Source organism: Pseudomonas sp. A-RE-22 (genome assembly GCF_019956035.1).
Taxonomy (GTDB): domain Bacteria; phylum Pseudomonadota; class Gammaproteobacteria; order Pseudomonadales; family Pseudomonadaceae; genus Aquipseudomonas; species Aquipseudomonas brassicacearum.
In genome coordinates this window covers 1-20,800 of sequence record NZ_JAHBCZ010000055.1, presented here as the reverse complement: position 1 = coordinate 20,800, position 20,800 = coordinate 1, and the positions used below count along the sequence as shown (strand labels likewise).

Genomic DNA, 20,800 nt, shown 5'->3' with positions numbered 1-20,800 from the left:
GAGGTCAGGTATGAACTCTTTGTTGTCGGAATGGTGTGCCTTCTGTGAAGGTGAAACACTTTTTGATAAGTCTCATTTTCTGGGTCTGTTGAAGGTGCACGGTAGTGCTGAGGAGCTTAAGCGAATATTTAGTTACTTTCCTTTTGCGGAAGAGTTGATTGTTAGAACAGGGCGCGTTCTCACCGCTGGAGAGATGGAAAACTCTCTTTATCTCTTACCTAAATGTAGGGCGGAGAAAAACCAGTTGATTCAGTTAGGTCGGGAGTGGTTAAAGGAGCAGGAAAGGGTATGTGGTGTGCTTGGTGATTCCGAAATTTTCGAAATTTGCCATAATGCCCAGGTGCTTTTTGTTGATGCGCAATGTATGCAAGGTGCGTTTCAGAAAGATATTCCTCATTACTGGTTGTTTGATGAGATCGGGGATGCAATCAGGGGGAGTAGGGTATCTGAGAGCGAGCAGGTGTATGCGCTGTTTGAGGCGCTCTATGGGTTGGCTACGGACTACTATCTTGCTTGGTATATTGGGCAGCCGTTGTTTAAGTTTGATATTGATTTGGCGTCCTATTTTAAATTCTGGCGGGCTGGCGGAAGGTGTGCTCTCACCGAAAGCGGCTTCTTAGTGGCTAACCAGGAATAAGGCGGCCAGGTCAGTAAATGAAATTTGGCGTTGAGCTACGGGAGGCACAGGGTGCGAGACGAAGATTTTGAGTGCTTCATTGGTGTAATGGGTGACGCTACATCACATCGACCGGTGCTTGATTCCCAGGTTGCGAAATATCGGGGGGTACTGCCGGACGTGTTGCTCACCTATTGGCAGAAAGAAGGTTGGTGTGGGTATGCCAATGGACTTTTCTGGACGGTGGATCCGGACGATTACAAACACCTGCTCGATACGTGGTTAGCCGATACTGAATTTTCGCAAATAGATAATTACCACGTTATTGCCCGGAGTGCTTTTGGAACGCTGTATGCTTGGGGCGAGAAATACAATCAGAAAATTGTTGTTTCATGTCCGACGGGGTCTATCGTCGCGTTGATGAATAAACTGAATGTACCTAATAAAGATCCAGATCTAGCTATTCAGACATTTTTCGCTATGTCTGATAAGGAACGTTATGATCTGGAGGATAGTCAAGGTGAGTTTTTATTTGAGCGAGCCCTAGAAAAAGTTGGGTGCACTTGACGAGCATGAGGTCTACGGTTTTGAGCCAGCATTGTTTGTTGGAGGGACGGCTTCGCTGGATCAGTTGGTTAAGTGCAATTTAGAGATTCACTTAACGAGCCTTCGACAGATGCGTTCCTGAGTGGGCACAGTAAGCGGAAGGGCGTTGTACTGGTGTAAAAGGAGCATATCGAAATGGATGAAATCAACGTCCGGCTTCACCAACACCGGCGCTGGCTGTCACAGTCGGAAGGCCTGACGGCTCAAGAGCTTGATTTTATCGATGAGGATCTGGCCAGCGACTCATTAAGCGGATTGGACAATGTGGCTGACTCGTTGGGGATGCTGGCGGCTTATTACGGCATTCGGGGCGAAGTCGCGATCAGTGACGGAGAGGCTACTGGCTGGGAACAGGTCTCGCGCTCGATGATGTACCGTTATTGGGCGCTGATGCTCAAGGCCAAGGCTTTCTCCAAAACGAGTTTTCTTCAGGGCATCCAAACCGTCCCCAACCTGACTAACCAGTTGAGCATTGCTGGGTGCTTGCTGGCCGGGTTGATAGCTGTGGATCGTCGTGATCTGGTTGCATCCGTGGCCGATGTGCTTGCCGGAATGCTGTCCGTCAAAGGCGCCGTCGATTCGAGCTATCTTGAACGGCGTCGATTTGAACCTTTCATGCTCTGGCTTTATTCAGTCTATTCGCAAGGTGCTGCGCTTCCGGAGATCAAGTCGATGGATCTGGGGATTTATCAAAACGTGATAGACGAATGGACAAATGAGCGAGGGCTAGCTGATGCGTTGGAAGCGCTTTGTCGGTATCACTTATCCAACGCTGAAGACAACGGTGGGGCCTGGGATCCTGAGTTCAAGCATGCGCCTTTCGATCTGTTGCCTTTAGAGATCCACGCGATTTTCCAGGTCCGACAGCAACTGGGTTTGACTGCTCCAGCGGTGTCGAGTCCGTTGTTGTCCGCAGAGACGGCTGCGCTAGAAAACCTGGTCACCGTTCCTGATCAACTTGCTGTCCGAGTGGAAACGGCCTACGAGCGTTTCTTCGGGCTTTAGACGCAGGCGCGACCCTTTTTTCAGTTAAGCAATGACATGCGGTGAGCTGAAATGAAGTATTACTTATTGCGGGAAGACGTGCAGTTTCCTGAGCGCTGGTACCTGGGCGATATCAAACACTGTAACAACTGGCTCTTCATCGACCCCCCTTCTGAGTACATGGAGCCGTGTACCTACGCCCTCGAGGTTCGTGAGGAAGGTGTGAGTCTGGATTTTTCCTTGGCTGGATATGCCTCTGTGCCGATCCTGAGCGAAAAAGCCAGGGACGCGTTGGTGGGCATTCCCGACGTTGATGAACCCTATATGAATGTCGTGCTTGAGCCCGTGACGGTTGCGGGGGAGCACGCTCATGATCGTCACTATGTAATGATCGTTGAGACCCAATTGGATTGCGTAGACGAATCACGTTCCGCTTTCAAAAAATATGAGGTCAATGATCCCGTACGACCAGATCGAGCCGGCGAATACAGCGTCTTTCTGAGTCTCGTCATTGATCCTGCCAGGGTTCAGGGAAAGCATATTTTCCGCGTCAAGAAACACTCGGGGGCATTGATCGTTAGCGAGGAGGTGAAGCTTCGGCTGGAGCGAGCGGACCTCTCTGGAATGTTGTTCGAAGGTGTGAATGGCGAGGGTGAAGTTATCTGCTGATCGTGGCGAGGGAGCTTGCTCCCGCTCGGGTGCGCAGCCGCCGCCAAACAAACAGGTCCGCTGCGCGGCCCAGCGGGAGCAAGCTCCCTCGCCACGGGTGTTCGACCAGTCCTCCGTACTTGGTTTCTCCCCATGTTCCCCTTAACGGAACGCCATCTCCTGCCGATAACCCGATGAGCCCGTTTCTCTCCAACGTTTCGGCTCGCGATGTGCGTCACGACACAGCCAGGCCAAGCGATTGCTGAAATCCCTTGAACGTTGCTGGCTGGTGGCTATCATCTGCGCGCCTCGGGGCGGTGACACGGTGTTTCGTTGTTATGCCATTGGGTTATTTTCTTACTTGCCTGGACATCCTCGATGCTGGCGTACCACCAAAAAAGTTTTCTGATCGTCGATGATTTCTCGGATTTCCGCAGTTCGATCCGCTCCATGCTGCGTGAGCTGGGCGTCAAGGACGTGGACACCGCCGACACCGGTGAAGTGGCGCTGCGCATGTGCTCGCAGAAGCGCTATGACTTCATCTTGCAGGATTATCACCTGGGCGACGGGCGCAAGAATGGCCAGCAGGTGCTTGAAGACCTGATGGTTGAAAAGCTGATCAGCCATGAAAGTGTTTTCCTCATGGTGACCGCCGAGACCAGCCAGGCGATGGTGCTCAGTGCCCTGGAGCATGAGCCGGATGCGTACCTGACCAAACCGTTCAACCGCTCCGGCCTGGCCCAGCGGCTGGAGCGGCTCGAGCAGCGCAAGACCCTGCTCAAGCCGATCCTGCAAGCCCTCGATCGTGGCAAGCCGATGGAAGTGCTCAATGCCTGCATCGCCTTGTGCAAGCAGGATCCGCGCTACGGGCCGTTGTGCCTGCGTTATCGGGCCGATGCGTTGCGCGACCTGAATCAGAACGAGGCTCTTGAACGACTGTACAACTCCATCATCGCGGATCGCCCGTTGCCGTGGGCCTATGCGGGGCTGGGCAAGTTGATGTTCAAGCGCGGCCAGGTGGGGCAGGCCAAGGCTGTCTATGAAAAGGCCCTGAAAGTCTTTCCGATGATGCCGGCCTTGTACGACGGCATGGCCGACGTGCTGGTGGCCGAAGGTGACACCAAACAGGCGCAGCACGTGCTGGAAGAGGCGGTGCGCCTGTCGCCGCTGGCGGTGCGCCGCCAATCGTTGTTGGGCAAGCTGGCGATGACCAACGAAGACTACGACACGGCTTCCCGGGCCTATCGCCAGGCGGTAGGGCAGGGCGCGCAGTCGCGCTTCAAGGACCCGGAAAGCAACCTCGGCCTGGCCCATGCGCTGATCAGCAAGGGCAGCGAAAAAGGCCTCGACACCCGCACCCGGCTGGAGATCAACACGACGCTCAGCGCCGTGGCGAAGGAGAACCTCAACGACCCGGGGCTGCAGGTCCGGGCGCGGCTGATGAAGGCCACCAGCCTGTTGCTAAACGATGCCGAAACCGCCGAAAAGCTCACAGAACAGGCCTTGCAGCGCCTCGATGGCATGGAGCAATTCATGAGCGCCGAGGCCGCGTTGCTGGTGGCCAAGCAGCTGCAAATGCTTGGCCAGACCAGCGCCGGCGAGTCGATGCTCAAGAACTGCGCGGAAATCTACGGGGATGACCCGACGGTGATGCAAGGCATCGCCAAGCTGACCGACGACCCGAACATTCTCAACCAGGGCAATGCCGCCGCCGAGTTGAACCGCGAAGGCGTGCGGGTCTACAAGACCGGTGCATTGCCGCAGGCGCGGGAGCTGTTCCGCCGCGCCCTGAAGATGCAACCGAAGAACATCAGTATTGCCCTGAACATGGCGCAATCGCTGCTGCATGGCACCGACACCAGCGTGGAGTCGGAACTGCTGCAGGAGTGCCGCGCCTGCCTGAAACTGGTGGGCATGATGCCCGACACCGATGCGCGTTTTGCGCGTTATCAAAAACTGCGAAGCAAGGCATTTGGCGATGAATGACAGCGAACAGGCCCTCGATTTTTCCACGGTGATCGCGTCTACCGTGCACGACATGAAAAACTCCCTGACCTTGCTCATGCAGACGCATACGCAATGGCTCGAGCGCTTGCCCGACGCCGAGCGCCAGACCTCGGAGCAAGGTGTCATCGAGTTCGAATTTGCCCATCTCAATGGTTTGCTGGTGCAACTGCTGGGGCTGTACAAGCTCGGTGTCAACCAGTTGCCGCTGCACCCGGCCTACCATGAGCTGGATGACTTCATCGAGGCGCAACTGGCCGGCCATCAGGACGTGTTCCGCAGTCGCGGGATCATGGTCACCTATGAAGTCGATCCGCTCAGCCCCTTGGGCTTTTTCGACCGTGAACTGATTGCTTCGGTGCTCGACAACTGCATCAACAACGCCATTCGCCATGCGCGCCAGGCGCTGCTGATCAGTGTCAGCGACGAGGCCGGGCAACTGGTGCTGACCATCAATGACGACGGCGAAGGTTACCCGCCAGAGATGATCGAGCGTCAGGCCGAGTACGTGCAGGGCATCAACCACAGCAGCGGCAGCACCGGGCTGGGCCTGTACTTCGCCGCGCGGATCGCCGGACTGCACCAGCGCGGCGGCGTGAGCGGGCGTACCGAAATCGCCAATGGCGGTGTGTTGGGTGGTGGGGTGTTCCGGCTTTACCTGCCCTGAGCGTGCGCTTTATAAAAAGCAGCACAAATCCCCTGTGGGAGCGAGCTTGCTCGCGATAGCGATGTATCAGTCAGCTCAATATTGACTGAGCCGACGCCATCGCGAGCAAGCTCGCTCCCACACTCGTATTGCACAAGATTTTAATTGTCTGCGGGTGCTTGATATTCCGAACAGCCGAAGCCTATTTTGTACGGGTTGCCGTTCGCGGCTCGCACATAACAAGGATTGCGTCATGACGACCGATGGCCAGCGTTCACTCGCGCAGCGACTGACGGGCATTGATGAGATTGAATGTGTCACGCCGGATTTGAATGGCGTGCCGCGGGGCAAGGTAATGACTGCTGAGGGTTTCCTCGAAGGCCGGCGGCTGCAACTGGCGCGGGGCGTGCTGCTGCAATGCATCATGGGCGGTTATCCGCCGTCGCGTTTCTACGGCAGCGACGACGGCGACCTGGCGCTGGTGGCCGATCCGAAACAGATCCACCGCCTGCCCTGGAGCCAGCAGCCCCGGGCCCTGGCGATCTGCGATGCCGACGAGTTGACCGGTGAAGGCTCCCGGCTCTCGACGCGCGGCCAGCTCAAGGCCGTTGTCGCTCGCTATGCAGCCTTGGGCCTGGCGCCGGTGGTGGCGACCGAACTGGAATTCTTCGTGTTCGCCCCCAATCCGAACCCGACCCAGCCGTTCCAGCCGCCGATGGGCATGGATGGACGTCGCGAAGATGGCCATTCGGCGTTCAGCGTCAGCTCCAACAATGGCCTGCGCCCGTTCTTCAGTGAAGTCTATGCATGCATGGCGGCGCTGGGCCTGCCTCGCGACACCTTCATGCATGAAATGGGCGTGAGCCAGTTCGAGATCAATCTGCTGCACGGCGACCCGCTGTTGCTGGCCGACCAGACCTTCCTGTTCAAGCACCTGCTCAAGGAAGTGGCGCTCAAGCACGGCCTGACCGTGGTCTGCATGGCCAAGCCCCTGGCCCACACGCCGGGCAGTTCGATGCACATCCATCAGAGCGTCGTCGAGGCAGACAGCGGTCGTAACGTTTTCAGCGATGAAGCGGGCGAACCGACGGCGACCTTCCGGCATTTCATCGGTGGGCAACAGGCGTGCCTGGCGGACTTCACCGCGTTGTTCGCGCCGAACGTGAATTCCTACCAGCGCCTGTGCCACCCGTTCGCCTCGCCGAACAATGCCTGTTGGTCCCATGACAACCGTTCGGCCGGGTTGCGGATTCCTGCCAGTTCGCCGGTGGCCCGGCGGGTCGAGAACCGCTTGCCGGGGGCCGATGCCAACCCCTACCTGGCGATTGCCGCCAGCCTGGCCGCCGGACTGTATGGGATTGAGCATCGGCTGGAGCCGAGCGCGGCGATCCAGGGCGAATTCGAAGTGCCGGATAATCTGTCGTTGCCATGTACCTTGCATGCCGCCTTGGAGCGTCTGAAGCGTAGTCATCTGGCGAAGGAACTGTTCGGTACGGAGTTCATCGAAGGCTACATCGCCTCCAAGACCCTGGAGCTGACCAGCTTCTTCGATGAAATCACGCCCTGGGAGCGGCGTGTCCTAGCGGCCCAGGCCTAACGAACCGTCGCATTCGGGCTATCTTCAACAGGTAGCCCTTACTCACCTCAAGGAGCCGCTCGGAACGCCGATGCGCCAAATCTGGAAACCTTTTCGAGCGCTTTATTTCGCCTCGCTGATGATGTTGATCGGCTCGGGCCTCTTGAGTACTTACCTGGCCTTGCGCCTGGCCGCCGACCATGTGGACAGCCTCTGGGTCGGTGCGCTGATGGCCGCCAACTATTTCGGCCTGGTGCTGGGTGGCAAGATCGGCCACCGGCTGATCGCCCGCGTCGGCCACATCCGCGCCTATTCGGCCTGCGCCGGGATCGTCGGGGCGGCAGTGCTGGGCCATGGCCTGGTGAACTGGCTGCCGGCCTGGATCGTGCTGCGGATGATTGTCGGCCTCGGGATGATGTGCCAGTACATGGTCATCGAGAGCTGGCTCAACGAGCAAGCCGATGCCAAGCAGCGTGGCGTGGTGTTCAGTGGCTACATGATTGCCTCGTACCTGGGGTTGGTGCTGGGTCAGTTGATCCTGGTCATGCATCCGGCCCTGGGGCCTGAGCTGTTGATGCTGGTGGCGCTGTGCTTCGCCTTGTGCCTGGTGCCGGTGACGCTGACCCGGCGAATTCACCCGGCGGCGCTGCATCCGGCGCCCATGGAGCCGCGCTTCTTCATCAAGCGTGTGCCGCAGTCATTGAGTACGGTGCTGGGCTCCGGATTGATCGTCGGCTCGTTCTATGGCCTGGCGCCCCTGTATGCCTCTCAGCAGGGCCTGTCGACCGAGCAGGTCGGTCTGTTCATGGGTAGCTGCATCTTCGCCGGACTGCTGGTGCAGTGGCCCCTGGGCTGGCTGTCCGATCGATATGACCGGGCGCTGCTGATCCGCTGCTTTGCGCTGGTCCTGACGATCTGTGCGCTGCCATTGGCGATTCTTCCGACGGTGCCGCTGGAGGTGCTGTTCGTCGCGGGGTTCTTCTGTTCGCTGGTGCAGTTCTGCCTGTATCCGCTGGCGGTAGCGTTTTCCAACGACCACGTCGAAGCTGATCGAAGGGTGTCCCTGACCGCGATGCTGCTGGTGACCTACGGCGTGGGGGCCAGTATCGGGCCGCTGGTGGCCGGCGTGCTGATGAAAATGTTCGGCAGCCAGATGCTCTACGGCTTTTTCGCTTTCTTCGCCTTGGTGCTGGTGTGGCGGATCCGGCCGAAAGCGGTGACCAACCTGCATCAGGTCGATGACGCACCGCTGCATCACGTGGCGATGCCGGACAGCATGTCGAGTTCGCCTTTGGTGGCGTGTCTTGATCCGCGAGTGGATGAGCAGGTGGTGCAGGAGCAGATGCAGGCGCCGGCCAATCCGGACGTGGAGCCTGAGCCGGCCACTGAGACCGCGACCGAGGCCGAGACTGGGCCTGAGGAGCCTGAGACACCGAGTTTTACCCAGGCCAGGCCTTGAAGCAGGCATGAAAAAACGGGCAGTCGCCGCAAGGGACTGCCCGTTTTTTTGCCTCGAAAATCAGAGGTCGTCTTTATCGAAGCGCCGGGCTTCTCGTTGGAGCTGGTAGACGAACCGCTCGACCTGCCGTTGCACCAGGCCACTGATGTTGTGGAAGCGTACGCCGGCGAACGTGGTATTGATCCTTTCTTCGAAATGCAGGTAACGCAGCTCGACTGGCGCGGTCATGTTGCCAAACGGCAGGGCCGCAATGAAGCGCTCGTACACCTGGCCCAATTGCAGTCGCTCCGTGATGTCGCCGTCAAACCGCAACTTGCAACCGGTGGCGGAGATGTCCAGCAGCTTGCCGTCCACCGGGGACTTGAGCTTGTCACCGCCCAGTTCAACGCTCACCAGTTGTGCCAGTTTCAGGGCGGCGCGGAAGGCATTGCGACGTTGGTGGTAGACCACTTCGTCGGGCAGGGCGCCGCGATAGCAGCGACCGTCGCTGGATTCATCGATGGTCAGTGGGCCCTTGCCATCCCATGCGATACGCACGCCGTCATGAAAACCCTCGACACGAAAAGGCTCGCCGGCCAGCAGGAAACGCTCGCCGTCCCGGGGAATCATTTCATCCAGGGCGATGGAGTTGGTCTCGCGATCGACGTTGACCAGATAGCTCTGGAAACGCTGGCTACGTTCGTGGAAGGTAATGATCAGTGGGTCGTGGCTCTCTTGCAGCATCCGCAGGTTGCCGGAGATTTCCAGGGGCGTGGTGAGGACCTTGGGTGGCTGCGGAGCATCATCCGGGTTTGAGGCATTGAACACGGTGAGTCAGTCTCCAGGCAAAATACGACTACGAATGGCGGGCATTTTGCCAGCATGTATCGCGCGTTGATAGAGCGAAGGCATTGTTCGTTTCATGCCTGGCTGAGCGGGCGATGCTTGACCATTCTGGCCGTTGAACCGCTAGCGTCATACAGCGTCGGGATCTCGCCACCGTTGAGAATGCGTAACTGGTTGGCAGTGGCGGCCTGCTGCATCAGGATCGACTGGCCGTTGCGAGCGTTGGTTGCCTGGCATTGAGCGAGCAGGTCGTTGAGTACTTTGCTCTGGGACAGCAGCTGATCGCCGATCGTCGACTGGCTGGCCAGTTGCTCGAGGCCTTCATGGCTGGCGGGCAGGTTGAGGCTGGCGAGGATCTCGCTGCGTTTGCGGCCATGCTGGTCAAGCAGGATGATCAAGGCCTGTTTCTGCGCCAGGATATTCTCCAGCAGAGGCATGTCACGACCGTGCAATGCCACGGATTCGGCCTGCAACAATTCCAGTAGCTGTTGCGCTGGAACAAAGTCGTCGATGATCAATTGCAACAAATGAGTGTCGTGCATGGCTGGCCTTGGGTCTTAGCGTCCAAAAGCCTGGCGCAGGCGGCGGCCTAGCGCTGGGCTTCGAAGTTGAGCAGTTTGCTGGCTACGCGGTTGCTGTCGACTTTGTAGCTGCCATCGGCGATTGCTGCTTTCAACTCGGCCACGCGGGCGTTGTCGACGACAGGTTGATCGCGCAGCTTGTCAGTGACCTTCTGCAACTGCTGAGCCTCATTGCTGAGGTGTACCGACTCCCCGTTGCTGACCTGTTCGGCTGGTGTAGGCAGCGGCGCGGATTTGCCGGCTTCGGCGGTTTCCTTGGTGGCGCTGGTACGCGTAGTGCCTGTCAGCGGTGAAGAGCTGTTTAAACGATTGAAATCGATGACCATGGTAAAAAACCTCTGGGTATTTGGACGCTTGCCATGTTTTCGGCCATCCCCAAAAAAACTTTAGGCTCATTTATGAAATGAACGTGCGCACGTCTGCGCTTGCCTTTGCGTAAGGCACAGTCTAGGGAACACCGGGATCAAGCGCCAGCTTTCTACCTCCTCTACCAGATCACTACATCGCCACTTCCACTTGGCCCGGGGCCATCACCTGCGCCTTGATCACGCGCTGGGAATTGAGGTTTTTTACCCGTATCTGTTCACGCATACCGCCGTTGGACAGGGCCTCGCCAGGCATCCGCACGGCCAGGGAACCGGTACGGGCGGTGATCACAACCTGGTCGCCCTTGCGGACTACTTCGGCCTGCTCCAGATGCACCAGCGTCACGACCTGATCGGCGACCATTGGTCGGACAAGTTTCTGCCCGATGGCCTGATCGACGGAGGTCAGGAAGCCCTGGGTGATCTGGCTGATGTCCCGTTCACGCAACATCACGTCCTGGGGCTCGACGATCCCGGCCCGCTTGAGCGGACGAGTGGTGGTGACAATTTCCCGAAACAGGCGCACTTGAGCGGGCACGAACACTGTCCAGGGCGCGGCGCTGTCGCAACGAACCTTCACCGTGACGCGTCCCAGGGGCCGGGCCGGGCTCTCCAGCGAAGCAGTCAGTTCCTTGTCGCACATCGGCATGCGCAGGCGCGGGTCGAGTTGGTTGACTTCGATTTCGTAGCGACCTTCCGTTTGACTGGTAGCCAGATAGTCTTCTACGGTGAATTCAAGAAAGCCCTGAGTGACGCCGATAAGGAGATCAGGCAAGGTAACCGGAACAGCAGCAAGGGCAGGACCGCCCGAAGTGAACAGGCAGACAGCCAGCAGTGCACCGAGCCAGTGGCGGCAGTGAGTGGTCAGGCGTCGAGAAAATGTCGTTTGTGCGTTCATGCCGGTTCAATAGCAAGCCCCGTGCCGTTTAGTGATGAATGCGCGTCGGACACATTAGCGTTAGGTAGGAGTCAGGGCATGGCGGGAGTAATGGATTCGGTAAACCAGCGCACTCAGCTGGTCGGTCAGAATCGCCTGGAGCTGTTGTTGTTCCGTCTCGACGGCCAACAAATGTATGGGATCAACGTATTCAAGGTCCGCGAGGTGCTGCAATGCCCCAAGCTGACCCTGATGCCCAAATCCAGCCCCGTCGTGTGCGGTGTGGCCAATATCCGGGGTGCGACCATCCCGATTCTCGACCTGGCGATGGCGACCGGTTCCGGCCGGCTGCTGGACCAGAGCAATCCGTTTGTGATCATCACCGAGTACAACACCAAGACCCAGGGGTTCCTGGTTCGCTCGGTGGAGCGCATCGTCAACATGAACTGGGAAGAGATCCATCCACCGCCCAAGGGCACCGGCCGCGATCACTACCTCACGGCAGTGACCCGGGTCGATAACCAGTTGGTGGAAATCATCGACGTGGAGAAGATCCTCGCCGAAGTAGCGCCCACGCCGGAAGCGATCTCCGTGGGAGTGGTGGATGCCGAAACCCAGCACAAGGCGATTTCGCTGCGGGTGTTGACCGTCGACGACTCTTCAGTGGCCCGCAAGCAGGTGACCCGTTGCCTGCAAACGGTCGGTGTCGAGGTGGTGGCGTTGAACGACGGGCGACAGGCGCTCGATTACCTGCGCAAGCTGGTCGACGAGGGCAAGAAGCCTGAGGAAGAGTTCCTGATGATGATCTCCGACATTGAAATGCCGGAGATGGATGGGTACACCCTGACGTCGGAAATCCGCAGCGATCCGCGCATGCAAAAGCTGCACATCATCTTGCATACTTCGTTGTCCGGGGTTTTCAACCAGGCGATGGTCAAGAAGGTCGGCGCCGACGATTTCCTGGCGAAATTCCGTCCAGATGACCTGGCTTCCCGGGTCGTCGAGCGGATCAAGGCAGCAGAATAAAAGGTCGGGCGCGTTGTGCGCCCGGCAAGTCAACACGATGAAAGAGGCGGTATCTTGTCTACGGGTAATTTGGATTTCGAACAGTTCCGGGTCTTCCTGGAAAAAGCCTGTGGCATCTTGCTTGGTGAAAACAAGCAATACCTGGTGTCGAGCCGTCTCAATAAATTGATGGAACAGCAGGGCCTCAAGTCATTGGGCGAACTGGTGCAGCGTATCCAGACCCAACCGCGCAGTGGCTTGCGCGAAATGGTGGTGGACGCGATGACCACCAACGAAACCTTGTGGTTTCGTGACACCTATCCGTTCGAGGTGTTGAAGAACAAAGTGCTGCCGGCGGCCATCAAGGCCAGCCCGGGCCAGCGTCTGCGGATCTGGTCGGCGGCCTGTTCGTCGGGGCAGGAACCCTATTCGCTGTCGATGTCCATCGATGAGTTCGAGCGGTCCAACCTCGGCCAGTTGAAAGGCGGCGTGCAGATTGTCGCCACCGACCTGTCCGGGACCATGCTCAATAACTGCAAGACCGGCGAGTACGACAGCCTGGCTATCGGCCGGGGCCTGTCGCCGGATCGCCTGCAACGTTACTTCGATCCGAAAGGGCCGGGTAAATGGGTGGTCAAGGCGCCGATCAAGAGCCGGGTGGAGTTCCGCTCGTTCAACCTGCTGGATAGCTATGCCAGCCTGGGCAAGTTCGACATCGTGTTCTGCCGCAACGTACTGATCTACTTCTCCGCCGAAGTGAAGAAAGACATCCTGCTGCGCATCCACAGCACGCTCAAGCCGGGCGGCTACCTGTTCCTCGGTGCCTCCGAGGCGTTGAACGGTTTGCCGGATCATTACCAGATGGTCCAGTGCAGTCCGGGGATCATCTACCAGGCAAAGTGATTGGCTTGAACTGTCAAAAAACGGGAGTCCCCACGGGCTCCCGTTTTTTTATGCCTGCCGGTCACCACTAATCCCGCTCCCACAGTTCGAATGTCATTTGCCCTTGAGAAGCGGCAGAAAAGCGGCAGCCAGCGGAAGCCAGTTGCCGCTTTTCTGGCATTGCCGCTTTGCCGATGCCCGCAAAGCCCCGGTTTATGGGGTTTTCCAAAGTGGCACGCTGCTTGCTAAGTTCATCGTACGTACATTCTGGTCACCCAAAGGTTTCCGACATGAGCATCAGCTTCGATAAAGCGCTCGGTATCCACGAACAGGCCCTGAGCTTCCGCGCCCAGCGTGCCGAAGTCCTGGCCAACAACATCGCCAACGCCGACACCCCGAACTACAAGGCGCGTGACCTGGACTTTTCCAAAGTGCTCGCCGAGCAGAACGAGAAGACCAAGAACGGCCACTTCGCCTTGAACATGACCAACAGCCGTCATATCGAAGCCGAAGGCCTGGGCAATGGCGACGAATCGCTGATGTATCGCACGCCGATGCAGCCTTCGATCGACCAGAACACCGTAGACGCTCAACTGGAACAGTCCAACTACGCGGAAAACTCCGTGAACTTCCAGGCCAGCTTCACCCTGCTCAACAGCAAGTTCAAAGGGCTGGTATCGGCCCTGCGCGGAGAGTAAGCCATGTCGATTGCTAGCGTATTCAACATTGCCGGCAGTGCCATGAGTGCCCAGACCACTCGCCTGAACACCGTCGCCAGTAACATCGCCAACGCCGAGACCGTTTCGTCGAGCATCGACCAGACCTACCGCGCCCGCCACCCGGTATTCGCCACCATGTTCCAGGGTGGCCAGTCCGGCGGTAGCGACTCGCTGTTCCAGGAGCAGGACGCGGCCGGGCAGGGCGTGCAGGTGCTTGGCGTGGTCGAAGACCAGAGCAACCTCGAAGCCCGTTATGAGCCAAACCATCCGGCCGCTGATGCCAAGGGGTATGTCTACTACCCGAACGTCAACGTCGTCGAAGAAATGGCCGACATGATTTCCGCCAGTCGTTCGTTCCAGACCAACGCCGAAATGATGAACACCGCCAAAACCATGATGCAGAAGGTCCTGACCCTCGGTCAGTGATAAGGGGCGAGTCACATGAGCGTTACCAGTACAACAAGTGGTTTGAGCCTCAACGAGATTCTGGCCAACTCCTCGGTCAAGACCAGCACCACCACCGATGCCCTGGGCGCGGCGACCGGTGCGGCCACCGGCAAGAAGGAATTGGGCAAGGATGCGTTCCTGCAGTTGCTGGTCACCCAGCTGAAAAACCAGAACCCGCTGGAGCCACAGGATAACGGCGAGTTCGTTGCCCAACTGGCGCAGTTCAGCAGCCTGGAAGGCATCACCACCCTCAACGAGACCGTGAGCGGCATCGCCGGCAACTACAACTCGTCCCAGGCCCTGCAAGCCTCGTCGCTGGTCGGTCGCTCGGTCATTGCCCCGGGCGACAAGGCTGTGGTCGATACCTCCAAGAGCCTCAACGGCACGGTGGTGGTACCAACATCGGTGTCCTCCGTCGCGGTCAAGATCGTGGACAAGGACGGCAAGACCGTTCGCACCATTGACTTGGGCAGCCAGAACGCCGGCAACTCCGCGTTCATCTGGGACGGCAAGAACGATGCGGGCGCGGTCGTTGAATCGGGCACTTACACCTTCGCGGCCTCGACCACCATCGACGGCAAGGCCACGTCGCTGATCACCAACCTGCCGGCCACGGTCAGCAGCGTGACGATCAGCCAGACGGGCGGTGAGCTGATGCTCAACCTGGCCGGGCTGGGCAGCATTGCCCTGTCCAAAGTACAAACTATTGGTATGTAGAGCCGACTAACCGGCAAAAGGAGTCAACATGTCTTTCAACATCGGCCTTAGCGGTCTCTATGCAGCCAACAAACAGCTGGACGTGACCGGCAACAACATCGCCAACGTGGCGACCACCGGTTTCAAATCGTCCCGCGCGGAATTCGAAGACGTCTACTCGGCCACCAAGCTGGGTTCGGGCAGCAAGACCGTCGGCAACGGCGTGCGCCTGGCCAACGTTTCCCAGCAGTTTGGCCAGGGTGACGTGAACAATACCGGCAACGTGCTGGACATGGGTATCCAGGGCCAGGGCTTCTTTGTCCTGAGCAACGACGGCTCCCTGAGCTACACCCGTGCCGGTACCTTCAAGACCGACAAGGAAGGCTTCATTACCAACAGCGACGGCACTTCGCGCCTGCAGGGCTATGGCGTGGATGCCAACGGCAAGATCCAGAACGGTATCCTGACCGACCTGCGCATCGACACCTCGAATCTACCGCCGCAAGCCACCAGCCTGGTTTCCTCGACGATCAACCTGAATTCGACGGCGACGCCGATCACCGTTGCGTTCAATCCGACCGACACGGCCACGTTCACCAAGCAATTCACTACCCCGGTCTATGACACCCAGGGCAACCAGCATTCCATGGACCAGTACATGGTCAAGACTGCCGGCAACACCTGGAACGTCTATACCTTGATCGATGGTCGTAACCTGAACGGCACCTTGCCGACCACGACGGGCGCTACTGCGCCGGTCCCTTCGACCATGAACTTCGATTCGAACGGCAAGTTGACCACGGTCACCACCCCTCCGTCGTCCACCAGCAGCGATTTGGTTCTGACCGGCTGGGTTCCTGGTACCGTGACTAACGGCGTATGGGCCGCCAACGGTGCCGCGAGTGCGCCAACCATCACGATTTCCATGGCCAACACCACACAATTCAACGCCGACACCGCCCGCTCGATTCCGGCCCAGAACGGTTACGCCACCGGCCAGATCACCAACCTGACCATCGACGGCAGCGGTGTATTGCTGGCCAACTTCAGCAACAACCAGACCAAGCCGATCGGCCAGCTCGCGCTCGCCAGCTTCACCAACGAGCAAGGCTTGCAGCCGGTAGGCGGCACCAGCTGGAAAGAAACCTTCGCGTCGGGCATCCCGGGCTACGATGCCCCGGAAACCGGCACCCTGGGTTCGATCGTCTCCAACTCCCTGGAAGAGTCCAACGTCAACCTGACCAACGAACTGGTCGAGCTGATCAAGGCGCAGAGCAACTACCAGGCGAACGCCAAGACCATTTCCACCCAGAGCACCATCATGCAGACCATCATTCAGATGGCTTGATAGCTGGCTGTTTTCAAAAAACCGACGTCCAGAGGCGTCGGTTTTTTTATGCACGAAATTCTTCACGGATAACGACCGTTTGTCGGCTGGCTGGTGCGGAACTTGCACTTCAGTCCTAATCGCTCAACGAGCGTCAAGTTTCCATACGACTGTCATCGAGTCTGTATTGACTGACGACAGGGATGTCACGAAAACCAAGGGACGGATACCAGTTGAAACCCCATAACGCTGTCAGTGCGCCTATTGTCGCGCCTTCATTGAAATCGGTACTGCGTCGGGGGCTGCTGGGCGCTGCGCTGTTCTCCGGTGTGATCAATATTCTGGCGCTGATTGGCCCGCTTTTCATGCTGGAAGTCTATGACCGGGTTATCCCCAGCCAGAGTGTCCCGACCCTGGTCGCCCTGGGGCTGTTGGCGCTGGGGGTTTATGCGCTTTCAGGCCTGCTGGATATCATTCGCTCCCGGGTCATGGTGCGAATTGCTTCTTCGCTGGATCTGGCGTTGTCCGCCAAGGTCTTCAATGTCATTGCCGGTGCGTCGCTGAAAACGCCCATTACCGGCGATGCCTTGAAGCCGGCCCAGGAACTGGATCAGATTCGCGGTTTTATTGGCGGACCGGGCCTGGTGGCTTTTTTCGATTTGCCCTGGATGCCGGTTTACCTCGCGGTCTGCTTTTACATTCATCCGTTGTTCGGCCTTTTGGCCGCCGGCCTGATGATCATCCTCATCGGTCTGACCCTGATCACTGACCGGCAAACCCGTAAACTGATGCAGGCTTCGGCCGATGCGTTGAACAAGCGCAATCACCTGGGTCAGCAAGCTCACCAGAACGCCGAAGCGCTGATGGCCATGGGCATGTTGGCCAACACGTCGAATATCTGGCAGAACAATCACAGCATCTTCATCACTCTGCAGCGACGCTCGATCGACATTGGCGGCTTTTACGGCGGCATTTCCAAAACCCTGCGCCAGGTCGTTCAATCGGCGGCCCTGGCCCTGGGGGCGTGGCTGGTGATCAAAGGTGACTTGAGCGGCGGCACGATGATCGCCGCCTCGATTATTGTGGCACGGACCCTGGCACCGGCGGAGCAGGTCATTGCCTCGTGGCGCAGCCTGTTGGGCGCCCAGATCGCCTGGAAGAAGCTGCTGGAAGTGTTCTCGCTGTTTCCGGATGCCCAGAGCAAGACCGAGCTGCCCACTGCCCATCGCAGTTTGCAGGTCGAAAGTGTGTTTGCCGCGCCGCCCGGCGCGCAGCGCCTGACCTTGCAAAATATCAAGTTCATGGTCGCCGCGGGCACCGCCGTGGGTGTGGTGGGGCCGAGCGCATCCGGCAAGTCGTCATTGGCGCGTGTGCTGGTCAACGCCTGGGCACCGGCTCGCGGGCATGTCCGGCTCGATGGCGCGCCGCTGGATCTGCTGACCGAGCAGGCCCGAGGCAAGTTGATCGGTTATCTGCCGCAAAGCGTTGGTTTGTTCACTGGAACCGTCGCCCAGAACATTGCCCGGCTAGACCCTTCGGCACAGGACAGCGCGATTGTCAGCGCTGCGCAACTGGCTGGGGTTCATGAGCTGATTCTGCAACTGCCCCAAGGTTATGAGACTCAAGTGGGCGAGGGAGGCATCAACCTCTCGGCCGGCCAACGCCAACGGGTAGCCCTGGCCAGGGCATTGTTTGGTGATCCGTTCCTGGTGGTGCTGGATGAGCCGAATTCAAACCTCGATGCCGAGGGCGAACAGGCGTTGGCCAAGGCCATCCTGGCGCTCAAGGCCCGTGGCGCAATCGTGGTGGTGATTGCCCATCGCACCAATATCTTATCGGTGATCGATCAGGTACTGATCCTCGAGAACGGCGTGCAAGCCGCTTACGGCCCCAGGGATGTCGTCCTTAAACGACCTCCTGTAGCGCCCCCACGGCCCTCCAATAATGTCGTGGAACTGGGAGCATCCAACTGATGCATAGCGATCAAGAAATCACCCTGACCGATTCCTTGTCCCGTCATCTGCGCTGGGGGGCGATCTCATTGGTGGTGTTGCTCGGTGGAGGGTTGACCTGGGCGGTGTGCACCAACCTGTCCGGCGCCGTCATCGCCACCGGCGTGGTCGCTGTGGAAGGCAGCGTCAAGACCGTCCAGCATCCTACCGGCGGCGTAGTAGCCGAACTTTTGGTCAAGGAAGGGCAGACAGTCGCCGCGGGTGACGTGTTGTTGCGCCTCGACGCCACATTGCCCGCCGCCAGCCAAGCCATCGTCAGTAAATCCTTGAGCCAGGCTTGGGCGCGTCTGGCTCGCCTGGAGGCCGAGCGGGACAATGCCAGCGAAGTAGCGGTCCCCAAAGAGTTGCTGACCCGCATGAGTCTGGAGGAGGCCAAGTCGGTCATGGCCATCGAGCAGCAGTTGTTTATTGATCGACGCGCTTCCCGCGAAGGCCAGAAGAAACAGCTGCGCGAGCGCGTCCAGCAACTCACCGAAACCATTGCCGGCCACGACATCCAGCAGAAAACCAAACAGGAAGAAATCGAACTGATCGATAGCGAATACCAGGCCGTCAAGAAACTGTTCGATAAAGGCATGATGACCCTCGACAGGGTCAATGCCCTGGCTCGGGGTATCGCTCGGCTGCGCGGAGAGCGTGGACAACTCATGGCCTCCATTGCCGAGGCCCGGGGCAAGATCGCCGAAACCGAGTTGCAACGACTCCAGGTTGACCAGACTTTCCGCAGTGAAGTGTCCCAGGAGCTGAGGGATTTGCTAGCCCGCCAGGGCGAATTGATCGAGCGGGAAATCACTGCCAGCGATCAGCTCAAACGCATCGACATCACCTCGCCTATTGCCGGACGCGTGCAGCAATTGGCAGTGCACACAATCGGTGGCGTCATCTCACCGGCCGAGGGGCTCATGCAGATCGTACCCGCCGACGATGAACTGCTGGTGGAGGCGAAAATCAGTGCCCAGGACATTGACCAGCTAACGGTCGGGCAATCCGCGACCTTGCGCTTGAGCGCGTTCAACCGCAATACCACGCCCGAATTGACCGGCACCGTGGTGAGGTTGTCAGCGGATCTGATCCAGGACGAGCGCACCGGAGTGGGGTTCTATCGGGCAGGTATCAAGATTCCTCAAAGCGAATTGGCAAAGCTGCAAGGGCTTGCGCTGGTGCCGGGAATGCCCGTGGAGTCGATGATCCAGACCGGTTCCAGGAACGTCATGTCTTATTTGCTTAAACCGATCAGTGACCACGCCCAGCGGGCCTTCCGGGAAGGATGAGGCTCTGCTGATTCAACGACGCGCAACCAAATCATCAATAGGGCAAGGAAGAAAAAATGGCAGTGATTAATGGGACATCGGGTACGGACACTCTGGTTGGTACCGCGAGTGCGGATCAGTTGTATGGGTTGGAAGGGAATGACTCGCTGAGCGGTGGGGACGGCAATGATTGGTTGGAGGGTGGGGCCGGTGCGGACACCCTCAATGGTGGGACAGGTATTGATACGGCGTCCTACGCGAATTCGACCGCCGGGGTGACAGTCAACCTGATCACAGGGACTGGCCTGGGCGGGGATGCTCAAGGCGATACATTAACGGCCATCGAAACGGTGGTGGGCTCGTCCTTCAACGACACGCTGACCGCTCAGACCAGTGGGCATTCGCTTCAAGGCGGGGCCGGTGATGATGTGTACATCGTCGGCGGGGCGGGGGTCACGGTCTACGAGGCTGCTGGCTTCGGAAACGATGAAGTACGTACAACGCTCGGGGACCTGACGCTGGCGGCTAACGTCGAGCGCTTGACGTACACCGGTACAAGCAGTTTCGTCGGCCGCGGCAACGCCTTGGACAACATCATTACCGGCGGCGCGCTGGGCGATGTGCTGATTGGAGGAAATGGCGCCGACCAATTGATTGGTGGTGCCGGCATTGACACCGTCAGTTACGAGGACGCAAGCGGTGTGACCCTGAACCTGAAAACCGGCGTACACACCGGGTTTGCGGCGGGCGATACCTTCGACGGTATTGAAGCATTCCGTGGTTCAGTATCCAGCGACACCTTCTTTGCCAGCGCGACTGCCGATAATCTCGATGGTTATACAGGCACCGACGCACTCTCTTATGCGCAGTCGGAGCAGGGCGTCAACATCACGATGACTTCGGCCACTACGGGGACGGGGTCGGGTGGTGACGCGCAAGGCGATACGTTCAGCAGCTTCGAAAGAATCAACGGCTCCAACCATGCCGATGTCTTCAGCGCATCCGCGGGCACAACCGAATTCTACGGTGGCGATGGCAACGACGTTTACATCATCAAAGGCACGGCCACCCAGGTCGTACGCGAGTTTGCCGGTGGTGGTGACGATGAGGTGCGTACCGACCAGATCAACGTGACCCTGGCGGCAGAAGTCGAGCGCTTGACGTACACCGGTACAAGCAGTTTCGTCGGCCGCGGCAACGCCTTGGACAACATCATTACCGGCGGCGCGCTTGGCGATGTGCTGATTGGAGGAAATGGCGCCGACCAATTGATTG

22 protein-coding genes are annotated in these 20,800 nt (G+C 58.6%); 18 read left to right on the top strand and 4 right to left on the bottom strand.

Annotated elements, in window-relative coordinates; genetic code table 11:
* The first annotated feature begins 10 nt into the window (after nt 1–10).
* The 9 genes from KGA89_RS23500 (at nt 11) to KGA89_RS23460 (ending at nt 8,539) form a co-directional block, all read left to right on the top strand.
* The gene (locus tag KGA89_RS23500; RefSeq protein ID WP_053163146.1) at nt 11–637 is read left to right on the top strand and encodes a hypothetical protein; all 627 of its coding nucleotides are present in this window, start codon (nt 11–13) and stop codon (nt 635–637) included.
* Nucleotides 638–688: 51 nt separating this feature from the next.
* A complete protein-coding gene (locus KGA89_RS23495) occupies nt 689–1,183 on the top strand; it encodes a GAD-like domain-containing protein (protein WP_223472659.1) in 495 nt (164 codons plus the stop codon).
* Nucleotides 1,170–1,304 carry a T6SS immunity protein Tdi1 domain-containing protein gene (locus KGA89_RS23490; protein WP_223472658.1) on the top strand — a complete coding sequence of 45 codons (135 nt, stop codon included), beginning with the start codon at nt 1,170–1,172 and terminating at the stop codon, nt 1,302–1,304. Before KGA89_RS23495 ends, KGA89_RS23490 begins: the two co-directional genes overlap by 14 nt.
* Nucleotides 1,305–1,357: 53 nt before the next feature.
* A complete protein-coding gene (locus KGA89_RS23485; protein ID WP_053163144.1) occupies nt 1,358–2,227 on the top strand; it encodes a hypothetical protein in 870 nt (289 codons plus the stop codon).
* A 51-nt stretch (nt 2,228–2,278) separates the two neighbouring features.
* Nucleotides 2,279–2,875, top strand: a complete 597-nt coding sequence (locus KGA89_RS23480; RefSeq protein ID WP_053163142.1) for an imm11 family protein — start codon at nt 2,279–2,281, stop codon at nt 2,873–2,875.
* Between the two features lie 357 nt (nt 2,876–3,232).
* Complete coding sequence (locus KGA89_RS23475) at nt 3,233–4,840, top strand: tetratricopeptide repeat-containing response regulator (RefSeq protein WP_003204752.1); 1,608 nt, start codon at nt 3,233–3,235, stop codon at nt 4,838–4,840.
* Entirely contained in the window at nt 4,833–5,525 is a 693-nt protein-coding gene (locus tag KGA89_RS23470) for a sensor histidine kinase (protein ID WP_003204750.1), read from the top strand. The genes KGA89_RS23475 and KGA89_RS23470 overlap by 8 nt, the downstream gene beginning before the upstream one ends.
* Before the next feature lie 334 nt (nt 5,526–5,859).
* On the top strand, nt 5,860–7,101 hold the full coding sequence (locus KGA89_RS23465) for a glutamine synthetase family protein (protein WP_223472725.1): 1,242 nt from the start codon (nt 5,860–5,862) through the stop codon (nt 7,099–7,101).
* 70 nt (nt 7,102–7,171) lie between these two features.
* The gene (locus KGA89_RS23460; protein ID WP_003204747.1) at nt 7,172–8,539 is read left to right on the top strand and encodes an MFS transporter; all 1,368 of its coding nucleotides are present in this window, start codon (nt 7,172–7,174) and stop codon (nt 8,537–8,539) included.
* A 60-nt stretch (nt 8,540–8,599) separates the two neighbouring features.
* On the opposite strand, the gene KGA89_RS23455 is transcribed toward KGA89_RS23460, so the two are convergent.
* From KGA89_RS23455 to flgA, 4 genes are all read right to left on the bottom strand, one after another.
* The gene (locus KGA89_RS23455) at nt 8,600–9,346 is read right to left on the bottom strand and encodes a flagellar brake protein (protein ID WP_223472657.1); all 747 of its coding nucleotides are present in this window, start codon (nt 9,344–9,346) and stop codon (nt 8,600–8,602) included.
* Between the two features lie 92 nt (nt 9,347–9,438).
* Entirely contained in the window at nt 9,439–9,906 is a 468-nt protein-coding gene (locus tag KGA89_RS23450) for a flagella synthesis protein FlgN (RefSeq protein WP_223472656.1), read from the bottom strand.
* A gap of 47 nt (nt 9,907–9,953) precedes the next feature.
* The gene (gene flgM, locus KGA89_RS23445; protein ID WP_223472655.1) at nt 9,954–10,271 is read right to left on the bottom strand and encodes a flagellar biosynthesis anti-sigma factor FlgM; all 318 of its coding nucleotides are present in this window, start codon (nt 10,269–10,271) and stop codon (nt 9,954–9,956) included.
* A 172-nt stretch (nt 10,272–10,443) separates the two neighbouring features.
* On the bottom strand, nt 10,444–11,208 hold the full coding sequence (flgA, locus tag KGA89_RS23440) for a flagellar basal body P-ring formation chaperone FlgA (RefSeq protein ID WP_003204739.1): 765 nt from the start codon (nt 11,206–11,208) through the stop codon (nt 10,444–10,446).
* Nucleotides 11,209–11,286: 78 nt separating this feature from the next.
* Between flgA and KGA89_RS23435 the strand changes: the two genes are divergently transcribed.
* From KGA89_RS23435 to KGA89_RS23395, 9 genes are all read left to right on the top strand, one after another.
* Complete coding sequence (locus tag KGA89_RS23435) at nt 11,287–12,213, top strand: chemotaxis protein CheV (protein ID WP_003204737.1); 927 nt, start codon at nt 11,287–11,289, stop codon at nt 12,211–12,213.
* A 54-nt stretch (nt 12,214–12,267) separates the two neighbouring features.
* Entirely contained in the window at nt 12,268–13,095 is an 828-nt protein-coding gene (cheR, locus tag KGA89_RS23430; RefSeq protein ID WP_003204735.1) for a protein-glutamate O-methyltransferase CheR, read from the top strand.
* Nucleotides 13,096–13,364: 269 nt separating this feature from the next.
* A complete protein-coding gene (gene flgB / locus KGA89_RS23425; RefSeq protein WP_003204732.1) occupies nt 13,365–13,772 on the top strand; it encodes a flagellar basal body rod protein FlgB in 408 nt (135 codons plus the stop codon).
* A gap of 3 nt (nt 13,773–13,775) precedes the next feature.
* Nucleotides 13,776–14,219: a flagellar basal body rod protein FlgC gene (gene flgC / locus KGA89_RS23420; protein WP_003204730.1), complete on the top strand. Its 444-nt coding sequence runs from the start codon at nt 13,776–13,778 to the stop codon at nt 14,217–14,219.
* Between the two features lie 15 nt (nt 14,220–14,234).
* Nucleotides 14,235–14,957 (top strand): flagellar hook assembly protein FlgD, encoded by a 723-nt coding sequence (gene flgD, locus KGA89_RS23415; protein ID WP_003204727.1) that lies wholly within the window; start codon nt 14,235–14,237, stop codon nt 14,955–14,957.
* A 28-nt stretch (nt 14,958–14,985) separates the two neighbouring features.
* A complete protein-coding gene (flgE, locus tag KGA89_RS23410; RefSeq protein WP_223472654.1) occupies nt 14,986–16,284 on the top strand; it encodes a flagellar hook protein FlgE in 1,299 nt (432 codons plus the stop codon).
* 212 nt (nt 16,285–16,496) lie between these two features.
* Nucleotides 16,497–18,236: a type I secretion system permease/ATPase gene (locus KGA89_RS23405; protein ID WP_223472653.1), complete on the top strand. Its 1,740-nt coding sequence runs from the start codon at nt 16,497–16,499 to the stop codon at nt 18,234–18,236.
* Nucleotides 18,236–19,546, top strand: a complete 1,311-nt coding sequence (locus KGA89_RS23400) for an HlyD family type I secretion periplasmic adaptor subunit (protein ID WP_223472652.1) — start codon at nt 18,236–18,238, stop codon at nt 19,544–19,546. Before KGA89_RS23405 ends, KGA89_RS23400 begins: the two co-directional genes overlap by 1 nt.
* Nucleotides 19,547–19,602: 56 nt before the next feature.
* On the top strand, nt 19,603–20,800 hold a 1,198-nt coding region (locus KGA89_RS23395; protein WP_317851101.1), incomplete at its 3' end, for a calcium-binding protein.

What these genes read in the sequence shown, in the direction of transcription:
- KGA89_RS23480 (WP_053163142.1), top strand. Translation starts at nt 2,279, where the DNA reads ATGAAGTATTACTTATTGCGGGAAGACGTGCAGTTTCCTGAGCGCTGG.
- flgE (WP_223472654.1), top strand. Translation starts at nt 14,986, where the DNA reads ATGTCTTTCAACATCGGCCTTAGCGGTCTCTATGCAGCCAACAAACAG.
- flgB (WP_003204732.1), top strand. Translation starts at nt 13,365, where the DNA reads ATGAGCATCAGCTTCGATAAAGCGCTCGGTATCCACGAACAGGCCCTG.
- flgA (WP_003204739.1), bottom strand. Translation starts at nt 11,208, where the DNA reads ATGAACGCACAAACGACATTTTCTCGACGCCTGACCACTCACTGCCGC.
- KGA89_RS23450 (WP_223472656.1), bottom strand. Translation starts at nt 9,906, where the DNA reads ATGCACGACACTCATTTGTTGCAATTGATCATCGACGACTTTGTTCCA.
- KGA89_RS23465 (WP_223472725.1), top strand. Translation starts at nt 5,860, where the DNA reads ATGACTGCTGAGGGTTTCCTCGAAGGCCGGCGGCTGCAACTGGCGCGG.
- KGA89_RS23470 (WP_003204750.1), top strand. Translation starts at nt 4,833, where the DNA reads ATGAATGACAGCGAACAGGCCCTCGATTTTTCCACGGTGATCGCGTCT.
- KGA89_RS23475 (WP_003204752.1), top strand. Translation starts at nt 3,233, where the DNA reads ATGCTGGCGTACCACCAAAAAAGTTTTCTGATCGTCGATGATTTCTCG.
- KGA89_RS23500 (WP_053163146.1), top strand. Translation starts at nt 11, where the DNA reads ATGAACTCTTTGTTGTCGGAATGGTGTGCCTTCTGTGAAGGTGAAACA.
- KGA89_RS23485 (WP_053163144.1), top strand. Translation starts at nt 1,358, where the DNA reads ATGGATGAAATCAACGTCCGGCTTCACCAACACCGGCGCTGGCTGTCA.
- KGA89_RS23460 (WP_003204747.1), top strand. Translation starts at nt 7,172, where the DNA reads ATGCGCCAAATCTGGAAACCTTTTCGAGCGCTTTATTTCGCCTCGCTG.
- flgC (WP_003204730.1), top strand. Translation starts at nt 13,776, where the DNA reads ATGTCGATTGCTAGCGTATTCAACATTGCCGGCAGTGCCATGAGTGCC.
- KGA89_RS23435 (WP_003204737.1), top strand. Translation starts at nt 11,287, where the DNA reads ATGGCGGGAGTAATGGATTCGGTAAACCAGCGCACTCAGCTGGTCGGT.
- KGA89_RS23400 (WP_223472652.1), top strand. Translation starts at nt 18,236, where the DNA reads ATGCATAGCGATCAAGAAATCACCCTGACCGATTCCTTGTCCCGTCAT.
- flgD (WP_003204727.1), top strand. Translation starts at nt 14,235, where the DNA reads ATGAGCGTTACCAGTACAACAAGTGGTTTGAGCCTCAACGAGATTCTG.
- flgM (WP_223472655.1), bottom strand. Translation starts at nt 10,271, where the DNA reads ATGGTCATCGATTTCAATCGTTTAAACAGCTCTTCACCGCTGACAGGC.